Raw genomic sequence first — 22,486 nt, 5'->3', positions numbered from 1 at the left:
ATCAATCGTCTTTCAGCATATGTTTTGACGTTGTTTAAAGAGAAAGGTAGTATGGATAGTAGATCAAAATGAAAGTAGGTTTGAAAAATGAATGAAAGAAAAACGGTAGATTGGGGTTCTTTGATCTTAGGGATATTATTTGTGATTGTTTCTCTGATGTCTTTCCAAGATCCAGTAGGTAATCTTATGGCGATCGTGGTCGTATTTGCTATTTTTGCCTTTTTAAAAGGAATTTTTGAATTATTTGTTCGCAATCGCATGAAGGAATTGACTGGCTACAAAGGGAAGACACCATTAGTTGTAGGGATCATCGATATCTTAGTAGGAATCTTTTTCTTATTCAATATTGGAGCCGGTGTAGTGGTATTGCCATTCGTATTTGCAGTGTGGTTCATTGCGGATTCCGTATTTGCTTTATTGGCTGCTGATTTGGCTAAAGGGGTAAGTAATGGCTATTATTGGTTCACTGTCATCGTAAATATCTTAGGTATCATTTTGGGGATCATGCTATTATTTAATCCTATCTCATCAGCATTGACCCTAAGTTTCTTAGTTGGATTCTATTTTATGCTATTTGGTATTACTCATATCGTGTACGCATTTAGATAAATATTCGACAGTAGTTTATATAAAAAAGAGGCGGGACATTATTATGTCCTGCCTCTTTTTTTATGAGCTTATTCGTTTTTTTATAGTGTGCTTTTAGGATAACTTAGTCACGTTTTTCATATAGCTCATTTAATACAGGCATATCATGTACTTCATATTTTTCTTTGAAGGCATTGATTTCATCTGCGGAATATTTTCGAGGATCTAAATGCAAGTCTTCTACAGGTAATGGTCGTTTATTTTCGATTTTGACATCAATTACTACAGGGCGTGTTGACTTTTGAGCTGCATCAAAGGCTGGTCGTAGTTGATGATAATCAGTAATCGTGAAACTGTCTGCACCTAATGCTTCACTGGCCTTACCAAAATCTGCATCTTCCAAAAAGACACCGAATTTATTTTGTTCTGTATCTTCTTGTTCTGCTTCGATAAAACCAAAGGAATCATTTGAGAATACGACGTTGATGATTGGTAATTGATATTTGACTTGTGTGATGATATCTTGCATGACCATCGCGAATCCGCCATCGCCACTTAGAGTGAACACTTGCTTTTCTGGAAAGCTTAATTGAGCAGCAATTCCTCCAGGAACACCATTTCCCATCGTTGCGAACCAACCAGAAGTAGTATGCTTTTGGTTGCCGTTCATATCTAAAAGACGAATCGAGTGGATCGTGGTATTGCCGACATCCGTGACAAAGATTGCATCGTCTTTCGCAATACGATTGATTTCTTTATAAACCGCTTCTGGGCGGATAGGTTGCTCTTCACGATCTTCAAATGATTTCAACCAGTTGACCCAGTTCTCTTTGTTTTCTTGGTTTGCTAGATACCAACGATCTTCAGGTCGAGGTTGGCCAAGTTCTGCTAATCTTTCTAAAGTGGTGTTGGCATCTCCTAGGATTGAAAGAGAAACGGCATGTCTGCGGCCAAATTTTGATGCATCGATATCTACTTGAATAAAGGCAGCATCAGGATTGAAGAAAGCTCGACCAAATGGAAAGTCACTTCCCACGAATAAAATCAAATCAGCTTCAGCAAGTGCTTCGTTTGCAGGTTTCGTCGCAACTCGTCCAGCAAACCCAAGAAAATTTTTATAACTATCAGGAACGATTCCCTTGGCTAGAACGGAAGCAACGACAGGAACTGAAAAGTGTTCTGAAAAGTGTTTGATCTGTTCGAAGCCATTACGCGTGCCTTGCCCAACATACAATACAGGTTTCTTTGCTTTTTCAATGTAAGGAAGTGCAGCCAACAAATCTTTTTCGTCAGGTAAGATATAGCCGGTTTTGTGTGTAGCTGCAGTTGTGAAATCTTGTTCTTCGATTTCAGCAAAACCTAAATCTACAGGAATCGTCACGATCGCAACACCTTTATGTTCGTAAGCAGCTTTGATTGCTTCATCGACTACATGTGGCAAACTTTGTGGCGTCATCACTGTTCGGTTATAGACGCTAACATCTGCAAAAATAGGATTTTCATTTAATTCTTGGAAAGAATTATAATTCATCGCTGCAGAAGCCACTTGTCCTAATAGCGCTACGAGAGGGACATGATCCATTTGGGCATCATATAGTCCATTGATCAAATGGGTCGCGCCAGGACCAGCAGAACCAAACACAGCGCCGACTTTGCCCGTTAGTTTTGCATCGGCAGCTGCGGCTAATGCACCGACTTCTTCATGACGAACTTGGATATATTTGATTTTTTCTTTTTCATGATATAAAGCATCCATGATGGAATTGAATGAACCACCAGGAATTCCGTAAATATGATCGACTCCCCAACTTTCAAGAACTTTTACCATAGCGACACCAGCATTGATTGTTGACATAACTTTCCACTCCCTTAGTGATAAAATTTACTAACTAAAGTATAGTGCTTTGTCAGAAAAACCCCAACTAATACGTCTTTTCGTAAAATAGTAGTCATGCTTTTTTCTATATGCTAGAGTAGTAAGTAAAGGATTGAAAGGAGAAATATATGGCTGAATGGCTATTAAGATTAGAACCATGGCAACAGGCATTGGTAGGGACTGGCTTTACCTATTTCATGACTGCACTGGGAGCTGCATTAGTCTTTTTCTTTAAAGAGATCAAGAAAGACGTTTTGAACTTGATGCTTGGTTTTGCTTCAGGAGTGATGATCGCTGCAAGTTTTTGGTCGTTGCTAGATCCCGCGATCACGAAAGCAGAAGAAAATGGCGACATTGCTTGGTTAGTGGTAAGTATTGGCTTTGGACTAGGTGGACTTTTCCTTTATATTGCGGATAAGACATTGCCCCACATGCATTTTGGGCCACAACATGAAACAGAGGGCTTACCCACCCACTTGAAGCGGACGATTTTATTGGTATTTTCGATTACATTGCATAATATCCCAGAAGGTCTAGCTGTTGGGGTAGCCTTTGGAGCAGCAACTACCGCAGATAACCCTACAACGGCTGTTTTAGCAGCAGTTTCTGTTGCACTAGGAATAGGTATTCAAAACTTTCCAGAAGGAGCTGCCGTTTCTATTCCCTTACGGCAAGAAGGATTGAGCCGTACGAAGGCGTTTATGTATGGACAAGCATCCGGTATCGTTGAACCGATTGCTGGTATCGTTGGTGCGATCTTAGTGACGAAGGTATCGATCTTGTTGCCTTACGCGTTGGCATTTGCAGCTGGAGCAATGATCTATGTCGTTGTCGAAGAACTGATCCCCGAAGCACAGCAAACATTATCAAGCAAGCGGCATTTTGCTGTATTTGGTGTGATGTTAGGATTCATCATCATGATGATCCTTGATGTTGCTTTGGGTTGAGCAAATGATATATCATTTGATAATGGATGGAAAAAAACTAAAATGTGTGAAATCATGCTATAATCCATAAGATCTTATTGAAGAACATTTAATAAAGAGGTCGAGACAAAAGTCGTTTAGGCTTGAGATATTGGAGAGAAAAACCTGAATTTTGGACACCGGTTATTCGAGAGTCTTTAGCAAACCTGATTTTTAGATTTGTCCCACACTCTTTTTTTTGGGAAGTGTTTCTAGAGGCAGACCCCTTAGCGTTGGATAAAAAAAGGAACAGAAAAGCAACCTCTGAAGGTTGTCTAATCTGTTCCTGTTTTTTTTGTAGTAAATGTCCGAGTAATCAACTCATTCGAGTATTCGATTAATAGTATTTGCGGTTTCGATTAGCCCCACTAATGGCACGAATCAGCCAAATAATGATAGCTATAGGAATTAGCAATTTGATAGCAAACCATAAGATGCTGCTCAATACACCAACAAAAAGACTGATGGCAAAACCAGCAACAACCAATACCATGATCAACATGAAGATATTTAAGAAACTATTTCTACGTTGCATAACAACCCCTCTTTTCTTATTTGCATCGACTAGCGGTTACGTTGATGTCCTTTACTGCAGCAATTGAATTGACCCGGTGCTCGATGAACAAATATGGTAACTTCTTATTGAAAAAAGTATAACAGAATGAATGAACAGCCACATCCATCGTTAGTCTGATTTTTTATTTGGTATTTAGATGTATAAAACAGTTGCTTTTTTTCGTTCTTTTCTACTAAAATAAGGCAAATAAGGAGGCGGAACTTATGTCGAAAAATCGTTTAGAAGCTTTTACCGATGCCGTGATTGCGATTATCATGACAATTCTCGTTTTAGAGTTACATGAACCAAGTTCAGATACTTGGCAAGCTTTGTCAGCTTTAGGCTCTCGTTTTTTGATCTACATTATCAGTTTTTTTACTTTAGTTATCTATTGGAACAATCATCATCACATGTTCCAAGTCGTCCATAAAGTAAATGGGAAGGTATTATGGGCAAATAGCTTTTTTCTCTTTGCTTTGTCACTTTTTCCATTTGCGACTTCTTGGATCAGCGAATACACATTTAGTTTAGTTCCTGCAATCACATATGGAGGCGTATCTTTAGGTGCCAATATCGCTTATTATTTCCTCGCAAGGGAATTGGTCAATTCTGATACAGCCCATAAGAAAGCGATCAAGGAACTATTAGGTAACTATAAAAAATCCTATTTGACCATCTCATTGAATATCATCGGAATCGTTCTAGGCTATCTAGTGACGCCCCTCGCTGTCTTGATCACTAATGGAATCATGTTATTCGGTTGGTTGATGCCAAGTAAGAAAATCGAATCCCATTATGTTGACTAAATAACAATAAGAAAAATTAAGATAAATATAAACAAAAGATAAAAAAATGATCTAATCTATAGAAGAGAATAGTATCCGAAGAGGGATGCTTATGATAGACAGGAAAAAATTAACAATTGGGTTGATTACTAGCATGGTAACGATCCTCATTTATCTGGATCAACAGAAATGCGGCTCAGTAGTCATCATTTTATCTTTGCTGCTTACGTTTTTTGTTTCACTGAAAACCAAAGACCAAAGAAAAAACAAATGATCATTGCTGAAAAGAGGTCGAGACAAAAGTCGTTTAGGTTTGAGAAATTGAAGAGAAAATAGGCTGGGACAGAAGTGTTTCTTACTTTTGTCCCACGCTTTTTTTTTGAGATTTCCGAAAAAACTGACTTTTGGACGCCGTTTATTCGAGAGTTTGTAGCAAACTTGATTTTTAGATTTGTCTCCCATTCGTTTTTGTGAGCTCCGTAAAAAAGCAAATTTGGACGCTCATGTGGAAAACTTTTGGATTGGAAAATTGTTTTCCACATAAAGAGGGAAGGAGGTTAAACGCATAGCTATAGGGGCAAAATCGATTATACATAGATAATGTATAAATATTAATAGATTGTATGAGCTAAGAAAAAGCAAATAAAAAAATAACTTGCAGCAATGAAAATGAATGTTATTTTATAGATTTAAAATAACGAATCAAAGAAAATCGTAAAGACGTTTGTAGGAGCTAGAAGTAAATGGAGTAAAATGTGGAGAAGGATACATCAATGAGAGTGGGTAGAACAGATCAGTCCGGAAACTTCAAAAATGGGAAGTAAACAAAAGAAGTGTTTCATTTTGAGAAAGAAGAAGGCTATATGAAAATTGCTTTTCAAATTTTTGGTGAATACTGATTTTTAGAAGGAAATGTCTTTTTCTCCCGCCGTTTATTTGCGGTTGAAGTGGGAGGGCAAAAGAGCCCTTACTTTTGCCTTATGTCCTCTATGTATTGCACAAAAATACCGTGAGGGGGTATATTAATTGGAGGATTTCTCAATAGTGTTGCACTCAGGAGGGGGATGCTATTCTTTGTAAGCAAAATAGCGAGTATCTTTTTTTGCTAAACCAAAGGTATCTGATACATGTAGATTCTGTGGTGCGAATTGGATAGCTGGGATAATGAATGTCTTTTTATCTTTGTCTAAAATAGTGATCGTAAAGCTGATATCCTCGTGTTCTTCATTGCGCAAAGTGATATAAGGGTTGATCATCAAAATTGATCTCAACAACTTCATAACTGCCTAATAGACGAAGCTGAGGGCCTTCATTTTTGACTAGTTCGTTTTCAGTAGGTACATAGTCCATCTTTGATGTTTGTGTTGGCTGCATCTGTGCTTTTGAAGAGATATCTTTTATAGGAGAGGTCAAGAAATCAACAATAAAAAATATAGCGACTATTATTAAAATACTACTAACGAGAATAATTGTTTTTTTCATCTTCCACACTCCTATATGGTGATTATGCTATAAAAACAGTTGATCATATTATAAAAAATCTTTGTGAGTGATGTTGTTAGTAATAATAAAAGCTACATTTTTAAAATGCGTTATTAATAAACTACCACAATCAAAGTATAAGTGTATTTATAGAAAAAATAAAGCATAAATTTTTTTATTTTATAGTTTATTTTATTGAGAGTTAAATGAAAAATAACTAATGAAACTGTTGATGATAATTATTCTTGTTTTCATTTTGTTAGCGTTTTCGTGATAAGATATAAAAAAGCTTCAAGAAAATTCGTATTGCTTCTCTCATTCAGTAGCGAATAAAATTACAAGTAGCGAATTTTCTTGAAAATTTTTAACAAGGTCTATTTTTTGAAACTTAGTTTAACGGAATACCTAGATAAAAGGTAGTGCCTTGTGACTGGCTGACGAGTTGGATCGACCATCCATTTTTTTTGATGATGGATGAAACGATGAATAACCCTAGGCCAGTTCCGCCGACTTCTTTTTTTGTTGTAAAGAAGGGAGTAAAAATTTTTTCTCTGATCTCTAACGGAATACCAGGTCCGTTATCAGAAATTTCGATAATTGCGAATTGACCAGGTACATTTGTCTTTTTCTTCGTCTTAGGAAGTAGCGATTGATCAAAATATGCAGATGGATCATCAGCAAAGAGTGTAATTGAAACATGTGCATCTTGTTTGGCTTGGTAAGCATTCGTGATCAAGTTGTAGATGATGATTTGCAGATCTTCTTTTTCAAAGACAGTTTTTCCTATATCTGGCAAATCCGTAGTTAAAGTAAAGCTTTTTGGCACGAGTAAAGAAAGATGATCGATGGCTTCTTGTATTACTTGCGAAAGTGCATAATTACTTTTAGGTGCTGTTTCCACTTTTGAAAAACCTAGAACATTCTTTGAAAGATTCTGTCCTTTGATCGCAGATTGGTAAACTTCATTAAGGTCATCCACTAATAGTTCGTCTTCATGATGTTCTTCCATCAGCAACTGCAAATTACCAATGATGGGCGTTAAAAAGTTATTCATGTCATGGACGATCGTAGTGGTCAGTAACCCAATTGTTTCGAGCTTCGATTCTTGAAGAATTTGTTTTTCAAGGGCATGCTTCTCTTGGAGCAGCTGTTGATGTTTCTTTAATTGTAAATTTTCAGCATAAGTTTGGTTGCGCTTATGATAATATTTAATTGATAGACCTAATAACGCGATGACAACCAATAAGATCATGAGTAAACCGATAATGATCAATCCATCTTGCAGCAACAAGCCGTTTCTTTCGTAGTAGTCTTCATTGCTGGCAAAAATGAGACGGCTATTTCCAATAGTAGTCCATTCGAATGACGTGATTTTCAATACTCTTTTAATTTTTGGTTTAGGCCACCAATAAGAGTAATAGACAGCATCCCCTCTAGATTGTGTCAATTGCTTTTTTTCTAATTTTTTTAGATCAGATAAATCAAGTGTGGGGTATTTTTCTTCTCGCCCATTTACAATAGAAAGACCTACTTGCTCACTTGAAGGATGCATGACGACTTTCATTTCTTGATTTTTGACCATCGTATAACCAGCTTGATCATCTGTATCCAATAATTCAGAATGGTAGAGGGTCTGCAGATCAGCGAGCAATACGAGTAAGGCATGCTGATTATTGTTTAAAGGCACGGTTTGATAGATATTTATGTAGGAGTGGTTATCATTGAAATAAACGGCACCATTCTGCTTGATACTACCCGATAAAGCTTGAGAAAAGTCGGGATCTTTGGCAACAAGTTTAGCTAATCCTGCAGTCGGTTGTGAGGTGTGCAAAGGTTGGCTATTTATTAAGGTTCCATCCTGCGAAAAAAGGAAAAGACCAACGAGCGCTTCTTCATTTTTTAAATTGGAAAGATTCTTTGGTTCCTCAATGAACTGTTCGTTTGTCATTTGTGGTTGGAGCAGGTTCAATGTTTGCTGATAAGAACGAAACTTTGTTTTCACTACGTTGATTGCGGAATGATTGAGGGTCGAGAGCTGATTTTCTGCTAGATCAACCGCATGCTTTTGCAATTGGTAATAGCTAGAGCAGGTAAAAATCATGCCGAGAATCGTCAGTAATGTAACGACTAGGATGAGACTATAAAGTTTCTTGTAAGTTAGCTTTTTCATCATGATCTTCCTTTTTACCGTTTCCATTATTATATAATAAAGCGAGGAGAGTTTCTTTTGCGAAATGAAAAAATATTAATCATAGACGATGAACCAAGTGTACGCCGTTTGATTTGGAAAGCACTTCAGTCAACAGGGATTCTAGTGTATCAAAGTGATTCAGTAGAAAAAGCGCTAGACATCATCACTCGAGTTGAGTTTGATCTATTTTTGTTGGATATCTGTTTGGAGCATGAAAATGATGGGTATCATCTTGCTCAAATGATCCGAGAAGCGAATCCATTTACGCCTATTTTCTTTTTAAGCGGTAAAACAAGTGAGCAAGAAATCATCAATGGCCTTGAAGTTGGCGCAGATCAATATTTGACAAAGCCTTTTTCATTGGATCTTTTACGTGCTCAAGTTGTTGCGGCGTTGGATCGTAACAAAGTGATTCGGAATCATCATTCGACAGCTGAAAAAAAAGAAATCATTGTTGGCGATTTTCGTTTTGATCAAAATCGCTACCAACTTTATAAAAATGGACAGCCTATCAAGCTTTCTTCCAAGGAAATCCAATTGATGCGTTTCTTTATGCTGAATCCGGACCAGGTTTTTTCGAAAGAACAGATCTATAGCAGCGTCTGGGAAGATGGTGAATTTGACGCAAACACGATCATGGTGTTTGTGAATCATCTAAGAAATAAAATTGAAACCGACCCCAAAAACGCGCAGTATATCAAAACGGTTTGGGGGATCGGCTATACCTTTTTACCAGAAGGGGAAAACAACTTTTCTAAAAATGAAAAATAGAACCCTAATGAGAGTAGATCTGCTGAACCACCTGGACTGAGATAGCGGGTGGTCAGTTGCTGATCATATTCTTTTAATTTTTTGACTAGTTGCACATAAGAAAGTCTAGATTTCTGTAAATCTAAGCTTTCTTTTTTTATCTCTTTTAAAGCATCTCGCCCCCCACGATGGAGGATATTGCTGTCTTCCACCTCACTCATTAAATACAGTAATGCACGTAAAAGTAATTCCTCTTGCCTGAGTTCTTGGTGTTTGCGCAAAAAACACATCAATTTTTGCAGTGCCGGATATCCGTTGGCCGCTTCCCCACGAATACCAGATATTTGGTACTTCAAATACAATTCTTCCCCATAAGACAAGTGTTGCTTGGTTGTTAATTGTTGAAAATCTTTGGCAACTATGTCTTGCGTGATATCCTGTGAAAGTGACAGGATCTTTTGAGTATCTTTAGCAGTAAAAGGGAGGTGTGTATTCGACTGCAGATGAAGTCCTGTAGCCCCTAGTAAAACAGCAAAAGAAAAGTTAGCTCCTTTATGTGTATTGATCCCTTTTGTTGCTTTTAGCATAGCAGTTTCCGCCATTTTTCCAGTTTCACGCAAAGAGTCGAATAATGAAGAAGGCTGACCGCGATGAGTCAAACCTAAATAGAGATATTCCTTGAAGAATGGGCGCAGGCTTTGGATGCTCGCCAGAAACGTTTGGAAATCCATGTCACGGTGGGCCCCGTTCGAAAAGCGATCTACGAGCCCAGGTTTTGGCGACAATGCAACTTCTTCGTATAAAGCCGTTTCCGCATAGTTACTGATCGTAAGTAATTGTTCATCCAATTTTTTGTCGCTCCATTTCCGCTAGTATGAATTGCAATGAATGATCTAAATGTTCCTGCGTGATCATCTTTATCTGTGCAATATTGTTTGTTTTCATCCCTCGATAGATCAACCAATGTTCGGCTAAAGCAACACTGCGTCGTTCAGAAGAACGGATCGAGATATCACGAAAATAAAGTAGATAAGAGCGTAATTCCATCACGATTCCTTTTAAACGTAACATCTGGCTTTTTTCATAAATGAAGGTATTGAAATCTGAAAAATTGGCTAACAATTCATCAACACGGTCTTCTTCGTTCAATTTGTCTCCATATGTCAGTAATTCTTTTAATTCCAGAAAATCTTTCTCATCCATTTTTTCCATTGCTTTGATCGTTGCCAATGTATCAAGAGATTTGCGTATATCAAAAATTTCATATGCATCTTTTTTACTGATTCCTTTGACTACGATCCCGATTTTAGGTACATGTTCGACCAACTGTTCATCAACTAATTGCCTTAACGCATAACGGATGGGTGTTCGACTGATGTTCAAGGTATCTGAGAACTCTTTTTCATTGATTCTAGAGCCTGCAGGGATTTGACCTAAAATAATCGTTTTGCGAAATGCTTCATACACAAGAACTTTTAAAGGTTTGTTCTGCGAGAAGTCTAAGTTTTGTCTGACGTTTTCAATCATTGCATTCATTTGTCAACTCCTACTCTGATTCGTTCAAATAAACGGCATTTATTGTAAGGCACCTTTCATCAATCAAGAAGAGATCAGTCACTCAACTTTTTATTGAACAGGAACTTCGTAATAAACGCCGTCTATCTTATCTACTTATAAGGAACTAATCGGTTCATTATCGGAATCATAACGAAAAACACAACTAAATTCAATCATAAATTTTCTACTAGCTATTTTTTGTTTATTGTGGAATATAAAGTGGCATATGGCCTAAAAGTACGATCGTCACTACAAAGATGAAAAAGATACCTAAGGCATATTTTGCGGCTTCTTTCTGCCATTGTCCCATGTCTAGCCCAGTCAAGCGTAAAAGCAAGTAAATAAATGCGACAAGTGGGCTTAATAAGTGGAAGGCTTGTCCCATCAGTGAAGCAAGGGCCATCTCCATATTGGTAAATCCATAGGCTCTTCCTGCTTCAGCTAAGACTGGCAAGACCCCAAAGTAGAAACCGTCATTTGAAATAAAGAATGTGCCTGGAGCAGAAATCAAGGCGATGACTAATCCCCAGAAGCCTGCCAGTTGTTCTGGAATAATCGTAGTGAAACTATTCGCTAAAGCAGTTGCCATCCCTGAACCTTGGAACAAGCCCATGAAGACACCGGCTGCGAAGACTAAGATAACTACTTGAACAGCGTCCCCACCATTTGCGCCAATACGCGCAGATTGATCTTTTAATATTGGATAGTTGATCATCAACGCGATACATGTACCCAATAAAAACAGCAAAATCGGCGGTAATGCGATCGCATCGATAAACGAGCTTGCTACAAGCCAAGCAATCAAAAGGATCGTTAACAATCCATTGAAAATAAAGTTGTGTGGACAACGAATTTTTAATGTATCAGGATCAGTGATCGTGGTCATCTCTTCGATTTCTTCAGTAGTGAGTTCTGTGATCCCTAAACGTGCCCGTTCTTGTTTTCCCATTCTCCGAGCAACAAAGAAGGTAACATAAAGCAGAGAAAGAACCATACCAGGCAGAAGATAAGTCAAAATGTCAGCATCTACTTCTAATACTGCCATCGCACGTGCTGTCGGACCACCCCAAGGCAAAAGATTCATGATCGTGTTTTGTAGGATGATCAAAACACCTAGATTCATCATCTTCATATTCAACTTCTTATAAATCGGAATAAATGCAGAACAGCAAATCAACGTGGTGGTTGTGCCATCGCCATTCAATGAAACGGCTGCTGCAACAACTGCTGTAGCCATCAATACTTTCATCGGATCGCCTTTAGCAAAATAAATCATTTTTTTAGTGATGGGGTCAAAAAGACCTGCATCAAGCATGATTGAAAAATACAAAATAGCAAAAAGCAACATGATCTCCGTGTTAGCGGTAGTAGAAATCCCTTCTAAAACAAAATCACCAATCGAACCTTTCTCTGCGACACCTGATACCATCGCAACAAGTGTAAAAATCAACGGGATAAGGACTAAAGAAGTAAAAGGAGACATCTTCTTTTTCATAATAACGAACATAAAAACAATGATCATAGCATAAGATAAAACAGTAAGTAACATGGTGTTCCTTCCTCTCTAACTAAAATAAAAATCTGTAAGCGTTAACAAATAATCGTAAAAAAATAAGTTCTTATTTGTGATGATATAAACAAATTTGGAGCCTCTCCTTTCTTTTTAACTTTCTTTGATGTGGTTAAGAATAGTCAAAATTTTGAGAGAAGAAAAGAGGTTCCTAGAAAAAGAACAGGAAAAAAACAATCCAGAGAAACAAATCTTATCGCTTGCTTAAAAAGTTCTTAATGAAATATTAACGCTATAAAAAACGCTTCATATCAACGTTTTAACTAGTTTTTAGAAAAAATGGATAAAAAGAAACAATGAAAAAACAATTTATCCTACAATTCACACTAGCCGTATCTCGAGTAATTTTTATAATTAAGAGTAAGTCAGAAAAATAGAAAGGAGAGGCGAAATGGGGATCTTCGAAAGATTGTTCAAAAAAACACAAAAAGAAGAGAAAATTGACCAACCGAGCAATCAACAAGAAAAACAGCGTGTGTTGACCGATGAATGGGAAACGGTTCCAGAATATATACCGGTTCCCCCAGAGGATTATGACTTAGTTAGTGTGATTGCTACGGCGATCGCCGCGGGTGATCGACCAGATAGTCAATTTATTATCAAAAGTATCAAGCAAAAGAATCCTGAAGTTGTCCTTACTTCCGTGATTGCGGCAAGTATTATGGCAGGGGAATCTCAGCAATCACAATTCATTGTCAAAAATATAAAGAAAAGATCAAAATAATGGAGGAAATAACATGTTGCGAAAATTTAAAATCACAGTAAATGGAACAGAATATTTAGTAGAGATGGAAGAAATCGGCGCACCACAAGTTGCTAGTGTACCGCAACCAACCGCACCAGTTCCGGCAGAAAATCCAGAACCAGTAGTTGAACCAACAGCACCTGCAGCACCAGTTCAAACCAGTGCTGCCACAGCAGATGCGATGACTGCACCAATGCCCGGTACGATTCTTAAAATCTTAGTTAATCCCGGAGAATCCGTTCAAGAAAACCAACCATTGATGATCTTAGAGGCAATGAAGATGGAAAATGAAATCGTTGCTGGAGAATCAGGAGTTGTTGCTGGCATCCATGTTTCAACGGGGGATATGGTCAATCCAGGAGATGCGCTGATTACAATCAATTAATTTAAAGAAAAGAGGAAGTGACGTTTATGGAGACTTTGTTAGAAGGTGTGATGGGGATCGGGGCTGAACCTGGTCGCTTGGTCATGATGATCATCGGTGGCGTGCTGATGTATCTGGGAATCAAAAAAGAATATGAGCCAACTTTATTAGTACCGATGGGCTTAGGAACGATCTTAGTCAATTTTCCGAACTCAGGAGTATTGAGTGCCGGTGGAGAGGCGGGACCATTCCAAGTACTCTTTGATATGGGGATCAATACAGAACTATTTCCATTGCTATTATTTATCGGGATCGGTGCAATGATCGACTTTGGTCCATTGTTGCAAAATCCATTCCTATTGTTATTCGGAGCCGCTGCTCAGTTTGGGATCTTCTTTACGATCATTATGGCGGTGTTGCTAGGATTTGATTTAAATGATGCTGCATCTATCGGGATCATTGGTGCAGCCGATGGACCTACTTCTATTTTTGTAGCGAACACACTGAACTCAAAATACATGGGAGCGATCATGGTTGCCGCTTACTCCTACATGGCGTTAGTACCAATCATCCAGCCTATAGCCATCAAAGCAGTAACAACTAAAAATGAACGTCGGATCAGAATGAACTATCGAGCAGGTGAAGTCTCACAAACAGCGAAGATTCTTTTTCCAATTGTGATCTCGATCGTTGCTGGATTGATTGCACCAGTATCGTTGCCACTTGTAGATTTCTTGATGTTTGGGAATCTGTTAAGAGAATGTGGCGTATTAGATCGACTTTCTATTACTGCGCAAAATGAACTGGTCAACATTATCAGTATTCTTTTAGGGTTATCGATCTCAGTGAAAATGCAATATGAAGAATTCCTGCAAATCGATACGTTGATGGTCATTGCACTAGGATTAGTGGCGTTCATCATGGATTCGATCGGTGGGGTATTGTTTGCGAAGTTATTGAACCTTTTCCGTAAAGAAAAAGTCAATCCAATGATTGGTGCAGCAGGTATCTCTGCATTTCCAATGTCTAGTCGAGTGATCCAAAAAATGGCAACAGATGAAGATCCGCAAAACTTTATTTTGATGCATGCAGCAGGCGCGAATGTTTCGGGACAGATCGCATCGGTTATCGCTGGTGGGCTGTTATTAGCCTTATTAACTTAAGAAGGAGGAAGACAGATGACACATGATTTGTGGGTATCATTAGAACTATTACTTTTCGGTTGGGGCGGTGTTTTTGCAGTTATCTTGATCATCTACTTAGCCTCATTAACTTTAGCAAAGCTGTTCCCAGTAAAAAAATAAAGAAGGGGTCAAATGGAGAATCCAAAACGTTTGTGGTTAGCTCAAGATAAAAAAGCATGGCAACAATGGCGCGCGCTGTTAGAAAAAACAGGATTGCGCACAGATGAACCAGTGGAATACACGGTGGGCATTTATGAACAAGGCCAACTGATTGCTACAGGTTCTTATCAAGGGAAAATCATCAAATGTCTCGCTGTTTGTAAGAACTATCAATCTGAGAATCTTTTAACAAGTATCATCACACATTTAGTGGAACGATTAAGAGCGGTGGACCAAAACCATCTGTTTGTATATACAAAGCCAGAGAATCAAGCGATTTTTCATTCTTTGGGTTTCCAAGAAATCTTAACGACTCAAACGATCAGTTTCATGGAACTCGGAGCGCCTTCCTTCAATCAATATGAAGCATATTTGCGAAGTAGAAAAAAAGAAGGGCAAAACCAAAGTGCAATCGTGATGAATGCCAATCCTTTTACCAAAGGGCATCAATATTTGATTGAGACAGCAGCAGCTGAAAGTGAACAAGTCTATGTCTTTGTTCTATCAGAAGAGCGCTCTGAATTTTCTGCAAGAGATCGATTGGAAATGGTGAAAATGGGGGTTGCACATTTAAAAAATGTGGTGGTGTTGACGACCAACGAGTATCTCGTATCGTCAGCCGTATTTCCTGCTTATTTTCTAAAAGAGCGTGCGCCATTAGAACTTGCTCAGCTACAGGCTACCTTTGATGCACAATTGTTCAAGCAAAAGATTGCACCTATCTTAATGATCAAACGGCGCTATGTCGGTGAAGAACCATTTTCGCCAGTAACGAATAAGTATAACGAAGCAATGAAAGCTGTCTTTTATCCAGAAATAACTTTGACGATCATTCCTCGCTTACAGGTTGATGATTCGATCATCAGTGCGACAAAAGTTCGTGAAGCCATTCAAAAAAATGACTTGCCTCTTTTAAAAAAATTTCTGCCAGAGACGACTTACATGTATTTGCATAAATTGAAAATAATCAAGGAGTGAAACGAATGGAAATCAAAAAAATCGCTTCTGCCGGTACAGTAGAATCAAGTGATATTTTAATTACTATTGCACCCAATGAACAGGAGCAAATCGAACTTTCATTAGAAAGCAGCGTGGAAAAACAATTTGGGAAACAGATTCGTGAGATGATGACCACTACCTTACAACAATTGGGGATTACACGAGCAAAAGTAACAGCAGTGGACAAAGGTGCCTTAGATTGTACGATCGTTGCTCGTTTGATTACTGCTGTCCATCGCGCAGCGGAAGAAGAAAGTTATGACTGGAAGGAGATCGACTCATGGAACGTTTAAGAAGAACGATGATGTTTGTTCCAGGTGCAAATGCGGCAATGCTTCGCGATGCGCCACTATATGGAGCAGATTCCATCATGTTTGATCTAGAAGATGCGGTTTCGTTAAAAGAAAAAGATGCAGCACGGACACTTGTCCATTTTGCTTTAAAGACCTTTGATTATTCAGCAGTTGAAACAGTTGTGCGAATCAATGGATTAGATACTGTCGGAAAACAAGATATTGAAGCAGTCGTTTTAGCAGGTGTCAATGTCATTCGATTACCTAAAACAGAGACAGCCCAAGATATCATTGATGTGGATGAAGCAATTACACTAGTGGAAGAAAGCAATCAGATCCCAGTTGGTACAACAAAAATGATGGCAGCGATCGAATCTGCAGAAGGTGTGTTGAATGCACGAGAAATCGCGCAAGCATCTACTCGACTGATTGGGATTGCTTTGGGCGCAGAAGATTATGTGACGAATATGAAAACAAAACGATATCCAGATGGGCAAGAACTGTTTTTTGCACGAAATATGATTTTACATGCGGCACGAGCAGCAGGAATCGCAGCAATCGATACCGTTTATTCTGATGTAGACAATGTCGAAGGCTTCCAAGCAGAAACAAACTTGATCAAACAGCTAGGTTTCGATGGAAAATCCGTGATCAATCCTCGACAGATCCCATTAGTCAATGCCATCTATGCACCAACAGAAAAAGAGATCCAACATGCAAAAGAAGTGATTTGGGCAATCAACGAAGCGGAAGCAAAAGGTTCTGGTGTCATTTCACTCAACGGAAAAATGATCGACAAACCAATCGTAGAACGTGCGCAACGAGTGATTGCACTTGCAAAAGCAGCTAAATTAATCTCAGAGGAGGGGATGTAAAGATGGTTAGAAACAAAGCGGGAAAAGAGATTCCTCAAGAAATCGCTGAACATTACGATATTTTCGAAGGAGAATTGGCGCATATCACACCATATGATGAAGCCAGTCGCAGGATTGTGCCAAGAAAACCACGAGAAACAAAATTAGTAGGCAGTCTACGTGAAGCAATCGAAAAAACAGGGTTAAAAGACGGCATGACGATTTCCTTCCATCATCATTTTCGTGAAGGCGATCGAGTGATGAACCAAGTATTGGCAGAAATTGCGCACATGGGCATCAAAAATCTGACGATTGCGCCAAGTTCCATTGCAAATGTACACGAGCCCTTGATTGAGCATATCAAAAACGGAGTAGTCACAAACATTACTTCCAGCGGTCTAAGAGATAAAGTCGGGGCAGCTATCTCTGAAGGAATCATGGAGAATCCAGTGATTATTCGTTCACATGGTGGACGGGCTCGCGCAATTGCCACTGGGGATATCCATATCGATGTGGCATTTCTAGGAGCGCCTAGTTCAGATGCTTATGGAAATGCGAATGGTACGGTAGGGAAGGCCATTTGTGGCTCTCTGGGCTATGCAATGGTTGATGCGAAATATGCAGATCAGGTAGTCATCATCACAGACACGCTTGTTCCTTTCCCGAACACCCCCATCAGCATTCCACAAACGGATGTTGATTTTGTAGTGGAGATTGATGAAATCGGTGATCCAGAAGGAATTGCTAAAGGTGCCACTCGATTTACAAAAAATCCCAAAGAATTATTGATTGCTGAATATGCAGCGAAAGTAATCACGAATTCGCCTTATTACCGTGAAGGTTTCTCCTTCCAAACAGGGACAGGGGGCGCAGCATTAGCTGTTTCACGCTTTTTGCGAGAAGCAATGATCGAAGATGGGATTACTGCAAGTTTTGCTCTTGGCGGAATCACGAATGCCATGGTTGAATTATTAGAAGAAGGCTTAGTTGGAAAAATCATCGATGTCCAAGATTTTGATCATTCTTCTGCATTGTCGTTAGGGAAAAATGACCAGCATTATGAGATTGATGCCAATATGTATGCATCACCTTCAAGTAAAGGTTCAGTGATCAATCAGCTAGATACGGCTATCTTATCTGCTTTGGAGATCGATACGGATTATAACGTCAACGTGATCACTGGGTCCGATGGGGTGATCCGTGGAGCTTCTGGCGGGCATTCAGATACGAGTATGGCATGTAAAATGAGCCTAGTTATCGCTCCGTTAGTTCGTGGAAGAATCCCTACGATCGTGGATCAAGTCAATACAGTAGTCACACCAGGCTCAAGTATCGACGTCGTAGTCACAGAAGTAGGTATTGCGATCAATCCAAACCGCTCAGACTTATTGGCTCATTTTAATACCGTAGATATCCCACAATTCACGCTGGAAGAACTAAAAGAAAAAGCCTATCAAATCGTTGGCACGCCCGAGTCAATCGAATATGGGGAAAAAGTAGTCGCTTTGATCGAATACCGTGATGGCACGATCATCGATGTGGTCAAAAATGTCTAACGAATTATTTAAAGGGCGCACGATTACTTTAGAGCAAATGCTAACTGCGCGATCCAACAGAGCGGAAAGACAGAAAAAGTTATTAGGGCAAGAAAAAAATAAAAGTCTGGTTTGTTTGACCCTGAATATTCCTGGGCCAATCAAAAATTCATATGAATGGCAGAATGTCTTTCTCGTCTTGGTGAAAGAAATCGAACAGGCTTTTTCAGAAGAAGAAATGGGCGCAAAAGTACTCCATCATGAATGGACAGGTTCAGAGTATTATTTAAAACTCAATGTAACACAAAAAGAAGCGAAACAAAAAATGGTCGTGATCGAAGAGGAACATCCATTTGGTCGATTGGCAGATATCGACGTACTCGCATTTACAGAAAATATTCAACCTCTTACCCGTGAAAAATTGGGATATCCTAAGCGAAAATGTTTGCTTTGTACAGAAGAAGCGAAAGTATGCGGCCGTTCAAGAACGCATACGGTGAAAGAAATGCAGTACGCAATCCAAGCAATCGTAGACAAAGAAAGGAGACGATTTTATGAAAAAAATCCAGTTCATGGAAACCGTTTTACGTGATGGCCAACAAAGCTTGATTGCTACACGCATGCCAACAAGTGACATGTTGCCTATCTTAAAAACAATGGATCAGGCAGGGTACCATTCTCTAGAAATGTGGGGAGGGGCGACCTTTGATTCCTGCCTAAGATTTTTGAATGAAGATCCCTGGGAACGATTACGAACGATTCGTAAAGAAGTAAAAAACACAAAATTACAGATGTTGCTGCGAGGACAAAATTTGTTAGGGTATAAAAATTATGCGGATGATGTTGTGCGTGATTTTGTTGAAAAATCGATCCAAAATGGGATAGATATCATTCGAGTATTTGATGCATTGAATGATACCCGCAATCTACAAACTGCGATCGTCACAGCAAAAGAAGCAGGTGGGCATTGTCAAGCAGCTATTTCTTATACGACAAGTCCGATTCATACAGTCGATTATTTTGTCCAATTAGCAAAAGAAATGGCGGATACAGGTGCGGATTCTATCTGTATCAAAGATATGGCCGGTGTATTGACGCCACACACTGGTTTTGAATTAGTCAGCCGTATCAAAGAAACGATTGATCTACCTTTAGAAGTCCATACGCATGCGACCAGTGGAATTGCTGAAATGACGTATCTGAAAGTCGCTGAAGCAGGAGCTGATATCATCGATACGGCCATTTCTTCTTTTGCTGGCGGAACAAGTCAGCCTGCTACGGAATCGATAGCGATGACGTTAGCCGAAATGGGCTTTGATACTGGTTTAGATATGGACAAAGTGGCGCAGATTGCTGAACATTTCAATCCTGTACGTGACCGTTTTAGAGAAGAAGGCCTCTTGAATCCCAAAGTGAAGGACATCGAGCCTAAAACGTTGATCTACCAAGTTCCAGGTGGTATGCTCTCGAACTTGCTTAGTCAATTGACCGAACAAGGACTTCAAGACAAATATGAAGATGTTTTGGCAGAAGTACCAAAAGTTCGCGCAGATTTGGGTTACCCGCCACTTGTTACGCCACTTTCTCAAATGGTAGGTACACAAGAACTGATGAATGTGATCTCTGGTGAACGCTATAAATTAGTGCCCAGTGAAATCAAGGATTACGTCAGAGGGCTTTATGGAAAAGCTCCAGTACCGATCAGTGAGGAAATCAAAGAACTCATCATCGGTCAAGAAGCAGTTGTTACTGTTCGACCTGCTGATTTGATTGCATCACAACTACCGGAATTTCGTAAGGAAATTGCAGAATATGCGAAAACAGAAGAAGATGTTTTGATGTATGCTCTATTTCCAAAACAAGCCAAAGATTTTCTTGGGCGCAGAGAAGACCCATTTTACGATATACCTCTTCAAACAGTAGAAGTGAAGATCGATTTTTCGGCATAAACATAGCACAGACGATCAATTTTCATAAGAGTCCTAAACAGTAGGGGTTCACTGAGAAATATAAAGGGATTCACGAAAAATCACTTTTCAAACTTTTGTGAATTTCGGTTTTCGAAGGCTTCTGCTTCCACCATCTATTCGTGCTTAGAGAGGTCGAGACAAAAGTCGTTCAGGTTTGAGAAATTGGAGAGAAAAACGAACAATACGCTTTTTGTATTGCTCGTTTTTTTTTTTTGAAATTTCCGAAGGAGTTGCTTTTTGCTCCCGCCGTTTATTCGGGCTCTTTGTCAAATGATGTTGGTAAAGAGAAATCTTAGAATAATTTGGACAGAACAGAAAGAAGAAACCCTCTTCCTGTTCTGTTTATTTGGTTAAAAATGTTTTGCCATGACGAATCATGATCCGTAGTTTGAAATTGTAAAAGCTACGAAAACGTTTTTACTTATTTCGGTAAGAATAAGGAAGTACGAAACAGTAGTAGGATGGAAGCGTAATTGGACGGAAGGGACTCGTAGTGTTTAAAAGAAGTGTGAAGGTGAAACATAGTCAGATGCTAAGAAAGTGATTAACGATAGGAGAGATTGCATTGGATAGATACACACTAATTTCAAGGGAACCTGTGTTACAAAACCAGTGGTATAAGATCTATTTAGATAAGTTAAGCGAGGTTGGAAAAGTGCTAGAACAGGACTATTTTTTCATAGATTTTTTTAACGATTCGGTTGCAGTAATCATAGAAAATGAAAATGAGGAAGTGCTGTTTGTTAGCGCATATAGATATATTTTGAATAAAATCTGTTTAGAAATTCCAGCTGGAAATGTAGAGCAAGGAGAAGATCTATCAGAGGCAGGAGTTAGAGAGTGCTTGGAAGAAACTGGGTACTCTATTTATTTAAAAAAAGAGCATTTTGACTTTTATGCAAGTAATGGAGTAAGTAATCAAAAATTTCATGTTCTATTTGCAGAAGTAGATAAAAATAGTTTTCAAAGGGGCATTGATGAAGAGGAAATTCAAAAAATAGAATGGATAGATAAGAAGAAAGTTAAGTCCATGATTGCAAGTAATAAGTTTGATGATGGATTGTCTCTAACAGCATTATTACTCTATTTCTTTAATGAAAAAGGTAGCCAAAATGAGAACTGACATTCTAAGATAAATGGAAATTTCAACTCAATTGTTGAACGCTGATGAAGTAGTATTTCCTAGAGTAGTTGATATACATCCTGTAAATGGAAGATGTAATTTAAATTGTGCATGGTGTATAGGGAAGAAAGGATACAAAAAAAATAATCCATTAGTGGATCATTTTAGTATTCGAGGCGTTGATACAATCATTGAAAATGTATTAAACCCTAAACACCAAAAATACTGGCCGCTAGAGTTTCATATTTGTGGATGTGATTCTGAACCGCTGCTCAAATCAAAAGAAATTTTTGATGAAGCGTTGTTGGAAATTATTTTTTAACATAGATACTTGTAGACGTTCAGGATTATTTTTGGTTACGAATTCATTAAATTCAGCAAAACACATTCAAAGTAATCTAGGTGAAAAGCGTGATATGATAGAATTTCCACATTTTTTCAAAAATAATAAAAGAATAGGATTGCCAACCATGTCTTGAAAAATAGCGAACAAAAGAAAAATCCCTTGTCAAACGTTAATCTGACAAGGGATTTTTGGGCTCTATACTTTTTGATGTTGGTGAACTTCGCCAACATCTTTTTTTGTATAAAAAAATATAGAAAAGACACCCTGAAATCCTTTAGAATTAATTTGGCTAACAAATTCATAGGAGGAATCAAGATGTCTCATACTCAGCTTATCAAAGATACCCTAAATATTCTAGACCTAAATATCTATTTCGAGGAAAATTGTTTAACTAAAGAAAAATATAAAGGGCAAATTTGCTTGATTTACAAAGGAACTCTTCAGTACACGCCAGAAGAGTGTCCCCATTGTCTTTGTGTCGTCCCCTCTAGGATCATTCGTTGGGGGACGACAACCGTTCGGTTGTTACTGAATGATGTGTCTGAGTATCGCACTTATCTGGAATTGAAGAAACAACGATTTAAATGTAAGTCT

At 38.6% G+C, this 22,486-nt stretch carries 26 protein-coding genes; 18 read left to right on the top strand and 8 right to left on the bottom strand.

Going from position 1 to position 22,486, the window contains the following annotated elements:
* The first annotated feature begins 87 nt into the window (after positions 1-87).
* The gene (locus ED2_RS07140) at positions 88-609 is read left to right on the top strand and encodes an HdeD family acid-resistance protein (RefSeq protein WP_016177142.1); all 522 of its coding nucleotides are present in this window, start codon (positions 88-90) and stop codon (positions 607-609) included.
* Between the two features lie 103 nt (positions 610-712).
* Here the strand turns inward: ED2_RS07140 and spxB are convergent, their stop codons facing one another.
* On the bottom strand, positions 713-2,443 hold the full coding sequence (gene spxB / locus ED2_RS07135) for a pyruvate oxidase (protein WP_060789732.1): 1,731 nt from the start codon (positions 2,441-2,443) through the stop codon (positions 713-715).
* Between the two features lie 149 nt (positions 2,444-2,592).
* Here spxB and ED2_RS07130 point away from each other — a divergent pair, with 149 nt between their 5' ends.
* Positions 2,593-3,411 carry a ZIP family metal transporter gene (locus ED2_RS07130; protein ID WP_005877530.1) on the top strand — a complete coding sequence of 273 codons (819 nt, stop codon included), beginning with the start codon at positions 2,593-2,595 and terminating at the stop codon, positions 3,409-3,411.
* A 355-nt stretch (positions 3,412-3,766) separates the two neighbouring features.
* On the opposite strand, the gene ED2_RS07125 is transcribed toward ED2_RS07130, so the two are convergent.
* Positions 3,767-3,964 (bottom strand): hypothetical protein, encoded by a 198-nt coding sequence (locus tag ED2_RS07125; protein WP_005877528.1) that lies wholly within the window; start codon positions 3,962-3,964, stop codon positions 3,767-3,769.
* A gap of 245 nt (positions 3,965-4,209) precedes the next feature.
* Here ED2_RS07125 and ED2_RS07120 point away from each other — a divergent pair, with 245 nt between their 5' ends.
* Positions 4,210-4,791: a TMEM175 family protein gene (locus ED2_RS07120; RefSeq protein WP_005877526.1), complete on the top strand. Its 582-nt coding sequence runs from the start codon at positions 4,210-4,212 to the stop codon at positions 4,789-4,791.
* A 91-nt stretch (positions 4,792-4,882) separates the two neighbouring features.
* Positions 4,883-5,044, top strand: a complete 162-nt coding sequence (locus ED2_RS15665; RefSeq protein ID WP_005877524.1) for a hypothetical protein — start codon at positions 4,883-4,885, stop codon at positions 5,042-5,044.
* Positions 5,045-5,837: 793 nt separating this feature from the next.
* Here the strand turns inward: ED2_RS15665 and ED2_RS15840 are convergent.
* From ED2_RS15840 to ED2_RS07105, 3 genes are all read right to left on the bottom strand, one after another.
* Positions 5,838-6,026 carry a hypothetical protein gene (locus ED2_RS15840; RefSeq protein ID WP_016177143.1) on the bottom strand — a complete coding sequence of 63 codons (189 nt, stop codon included), beginning with the start codon at positions 6,024-6,026 and terminating at the stop codon, positions 5,838-5,840.
* The gene (locus ED2_RS15835) at positions 5,995-6,252 is read right to left on the bottom strand and encodes a hypothetical protein (RefSeq protein ID WP_016177144.1); all 258 of its coding nucleotides are present in this window, start codon (positions 6,250-6,252) and stop codon (positions 5,995-5,997) included. Before ED2_RS15835 ends, ED2_RS15840 begins: the two co-directional genes overlap by 32 nt.
* Positions 6,253-6,640: 388 nt before the next feature.
* Positions 6,641-8,422: a sensor histidine kinase gene (locus ED2_RS07105; RefSeq protein ID WP_016177145.1), complete on the bottom strand. Its 1,782-nt coding sequence runs from the start codon at positions 8,420-8,422 to the stop codon at positions 6,641-6,643.
* A 57-nt stretch (positions 8,423-8,479) separates the two neighbouring features.
* Here ED2_RS07105 and ED2_RS07100 point away from each other — a divergent pair, with 57 nt between their 5' ends.
* Positions 8,480-9,214, top strand: a complete 735-nt coding sequence (locus ED2_RS07100) for a response regulator transcription factor (protein ID WP_016177146.1) — start codon at positions 8,480-8,482, stop codon at positions 9,212-9,214.
* On the opposite strand, the gene citG is transcribed toward ED2_RS07100, so the two are convergent.
* From citG to ED2_RS07085, 3 genes are all read right to left on the bottom strand, one after another.
* Positions 9,163-10,041 carry a triphosphoribosyl-dephospho-CoA synthase CitG gene (gene citG, locus ED2_RS07095; protein WP_060789731.1) on the bottom strand — a complete coding sequence of 293 codons (879 nt, stop codon included), beginning with the start codon at positions 10,039-10,041 and terminating at the stop codon, positions 9,163-9,165. The two genes, ED2_RS07100 and citG, sit on opposite strands and share 52 nt — an antisense overlap.
* Complete coding sequence (locus ED2_RS07090; protein ID WP_016177148.1) at positions 10,034-10,729, bottom strand: GntR family transcriptional regulator; 696 nt, start codon at positions 10,727-10,729, stop codon at positions 10,034-10,036. Before ED2_RS07090 ends, citG begins: the two co-directional genes overlap by 8 nt.
* 223 nt (positions 10,730-10,952) lie before the next feature.
* Positions 10,953-12,299 carry a CitMHS family transporter gene (locus ED2_RS07085; RefSeq protein ID WP_016177149.1) on the bottom strand — a complete coding sequence of 449 codons (1,347 nt, stop codon included), beginning with the start codon at positions 12,297-12,299 and terminating at the stop codon, positions 10,953-10,955.
* A gap of 412 nt (positions 12,300-12,711) precedes the next feature.
* Between ED2_RS07085 and ED2_RS07080 the strand changes: the two genes are divergently transcribed.
* From ED2_RS07080 to ED2_RS07025, 13 genes are all read left to right on the top strand, one after another.
* Positions 12,712-13,044: a hypothetical protein gene (locus tag ED2_RS07080; RefSeq protein ID WP_016177150.1), complete on the top strand. Its 333-nt coding sequence runs from the start codon at positions 12,712-12,714 to the stop codon at positions 13,042-13,044.
* A gap of 13 nt (positions 13,045-13,057) precedes the next feature.
* Entirely contained in the window at positions 13,058-13,450 is a 393-nt protein-coding gene (locus ED2_RS07075; protein ID WP_016177151.1) for an acetyl-CoA carboxylase biotin carboxyl carrier protein subunit, read from the top strand.
* A 26-nt stretch (positions 13,451-13,476) separates the two neighbouring features.
* On the top strand, positions 13,477-14,592 hold the full coding sequence (locus ED2_RS07070; protein WP_016177152.1) for a sodium ion-translocating decarboxylase subunit beta: 1,116 nt from the start codon (positions 13,477-13,479) through the stop codon (positions 14,590-14,592).
* A gap of 15 nt (positions 14,593-14,607) precedes the next feature.
* On the top strand, positions 14,608-14,733 hold the full coding sequence (locus ED2_RS16035) for an OadG-related small transporter subunit (RefSeq protein WP_016177153.1): 126 nt from the start codon (positions 14,608-14,610) through the stop codon (positions 14,731-14,733).
* A 12-nt stretch (positions 14,734-14,745) separates the two neighbouring features.
* The gene (gene citC, locus ED2_RS07065; RefSeq protein ID WP_016177154.1) at positions 14,746-15,750 is read left to right on the top strand and encodes a [citrate (pro-3S)-lyase] ligase; all 1,005 of its coding nucleotides are present in this window, start codon (positions 14,746-14,748) and stop codon (positions 15,748-15,750) included.
* A 5-nt stretch (positions 15,751-15,755) separates the two neighbouring features.
* Positions 15,756-16,064, top strand: coding sequence for a citrate lyase acyl carrier protein (gene citD, locus ED2_RS07060; protein WP_016177155.1), 309 nt, complete (start codon positions 15,756-15,758; stop codon positions 16,062-16,064).
* Positions 16,052-16,939, top strand: coding sequence for a citrate (pro-3S)-lyase subunit beta (gene citE / locus ED2_RS07055; RefSeq protein WP_016177156.1), 888 nt, complete (start codon positions 16,052-16,054; stop codon positions 16,937-16,939). Before citD ends, citE begins: the two co-directional genes overlap by 13 nt.
* A 2-nt stretch (positions 16,940-16,941) precedes the next feature.
* Positions 16,942-18,474 carry a citrate lyase subunit alpha gene (citF, locus tag ED2_RS07050; RefSeq protein WP_016177157.1) on the top strand — a complete coding sequence of 511 codons (1,533 nt, stop codon included), beginning with the start codon at positions 16,942-16,944 and terminating at the stop codon, positions 18,472-18,474.
* Positions 18,467-19,045: a citrate lyase holo-[acyl-carrier protein] synthase gene (gene citX / locus ED2_RS07045; RefSeq protein ID WP_025481371.1), complete on the top strand. Its 579-nt coding sequence runs from the start codon at positions 18,467-18,469 to the stop codon at positions 19,043-19,045. The genes citF and citX overlap by 8 nt, the downstream gene beginning before the upstream one ends.
* Positions 19,008-20,402 (top strand): oxaloacetate decarboxylase subunit alpha, encoded by a 1,395-nt coding sequence (locus ED2_RS07040; RefSeq protein ID WP_016177159.1) that lies wholly within the window; start codon positions 19,008-19,010, stop codon positions 20,400-20,402. The genes citX and ED2_RS07040 overlap by 38 nt, the downstream gene beginning before the upstream one ends.
* A 586-nt stretch (positions 20,403-20,988) precedes the next feature.
* Positions 20,989-21,546 (top strand): NUDIX hydrolase, encoded by a 558-nt coding sequence (locus ED2_RS07035; RefSeq protein WP_016177160.1) that lies wholly within the window; start codon positions 20,989-20,991, stop codon positions 21,544-21,546.
* A 13-nt stretch (positions 21,547-21,559) separates the two neighbouring features.
* Positions 21,560-21,868 (top strand): hypothetical protein, encoded by a 309-nt coding sequence (locus ED2_RS07030; RefSeq protein ID WP_016177161.1) that lies wholly within the window; start codon positions 21,560-21,562, stop codon positions 21,866-21,868.
* 339 nt (positions 21,869-22,207) lie between these two features.
* The coding region (locus ED2_RS07025) for a transposase family protein (protein WP_164703920.1) at positions 22,208-22,486 on the top strand (279 nt) is incomplete at its 3' end.

The organism is Enterococcus durans NBRC 100479 = LMG 10746 (genome assembly GCF_001544215.1).
In the GTDB taxonomy this organism is placed as follows: domain Bacteria; phylum Bacillota; class Bacilli; order Lactobacillales; family Enterococcaceae; genus Enterococcus_B; species Enterococcus_B durans.
Note: the sequence above shows the minus strand (reverse complement) of the source record. Positions and strands in the feature narration are given on the sequence as shown.

Excerpts from the sequence above, each read along its gene's own strand:
- ED2_RS07140 (WP_016177142.1), top strand. The coding sequence starts at position 88 with ATGAATGAAAGAAAAACGGTAGATTGGGGTTCTTTGATCTTAGGGATA.
- spxB (WP_060789732.1), bottom strand. The coding sequence starts at position 2,443 with ATGTCAACAATCAATGCTGGTGTCGCTATGGTAAAAGTTCTTGAAAGT.
- ED2_RS07130 (WP_005877530.1), top strand. The coding sequence starts at position 2,593 with ATGGCTGAATGGCTATTAAGATTAGAACCATGGCAACAGGCATTGGTA.
- ED2_RS07125 (WP_005877528.1), bottom strand. The coding sequence starts at position 3,964 with ATGCAACGTAGAAATAGTTTCTTAAATATCTTCATGTTGATCATGGTA.
- ED2_RS07120 (WP_005877526.1), top strand. The coding sequence starts at position 4,210 with ATGTCGAAAAATCGTTTAGAAGCTTTTACCGATGCCGTGATTGCGATT.
- ED2_RS15665 (WP_005877524.1), top strand. The coding sequence starts at position 4,883 with ATGATAGACAGGAAAAAATTAACAATTGGGTTGATTACTAGCATGGTA.
- ED2_RS15840 (WP_016177143.1), bottom strand. The coding sequence starts at position 6,026 with ATGATCAACCCTTATATCACTTTGCGCAATGAAGAACACGAGGATATC.
- ED2_RS15835 (WP_016177144.1), bottom strand. The coding sequence starts at position 6,252 with ATGAAAAAAACAATTATTCTCGTTAGTAGTATTTTAATAATAGTCGCT.
- ED2_RS07105 (WP_016177145.1), bottom strand. The coding sequence starts at position 8,422 with ATGAAAAAGCTAACTTACAAGAAACTTTATAGTCTCATCCTAGTCGTT.
- ED2_RS07090 (WP_016177148.1), bottom strand. The coding sequence starts at position 10,729 with ATGAATGCAATGATTGAAAACGTCAGACAAAACTTAGACTTCTCGCAG.
- ED2_RS07085 (WP_016177149.1), bottom strand. The coding sequence starts at position 12,299 with ATGTTACTTACTGTTTTATCTTATGCTATGATCATTGTTTTTATGTTC.
- ED2_RS07080 (WP_016177150.1), top strand. The coding sequence starts at position 12,712 with ATGGGGATCTTCGAAAGATTGTTCAAAAAAACACAAAAAGAAGAGAAA.
- ED2_RS07075 (WP_016177151.1), top strand. The coding sequence starts at position 13,058 with ATGTTGCGAAAATTTAAAATCACAGTAAATGGAACAGAATATTTAGTA.
- ED2_RS07070 (WP_016177152.1), top strand. The coding sequence starts at position 13,477 with ATGGAGACTTTGTTAGAAGGTGTGATGGGGATCGGGGCTGAACCTGGT.
- ED2_RS16035 (WP_016177153.1), top strand. The coding sequence starts at position 14,608 with ATGACACATGATTTGTGGGTATCATTAGAACTATTACTTTTCGGTTGG.
- citC (WP_016177154.1), top strand. The coding sequence starts at position 14,746 with ATGGAGAATCCAAAACGTTTGTGGTTAGCTCAAGATAAAAAAGCATGG.
- citD (WP_016177155.1), top strand. The coding sequence starts at position 15,756 with ATGGAAATCAAAAAAATCGCTTCTGCCGGTACAGTAGAATCAAGTGAT.
- citE (WP_016177156.1), top strand. The coding sequence starts at position 16,052 with ATGGAACGTTTAAGAAGAACGATGATGTTTGTTCCAGGTGCAAATGCG.
- citF (WP_016177157.1), top strand. The coding sequence starts at position 16,942 with ATGGTTAGAAACAAAGCGGGAAAAGAGATTCCTCAAGAAATCGCTGAA.
- citX (WP_025481371.1), top strand. The coding sequence starts at position 18,467 with ATGTCTAACGAATTATTTAAAGGGCGCACGATTACTTTAGAGCAAATG.
- ED2_RS07040 (WP_016177159.1), top strand. The coding sequence starts at position 19,008 with ATGAAAAAAATCCAGTTCATGGAAACCGTTTTACGTGATGGCCAACAA.
- ED2_RS07030 (WP_016177161.1), top strand. The coding sequence starts at position 21,560 with ATGGAAATTTCAACTCAATTGTTGAACGCTGATGAAGTAGTATTTCCT.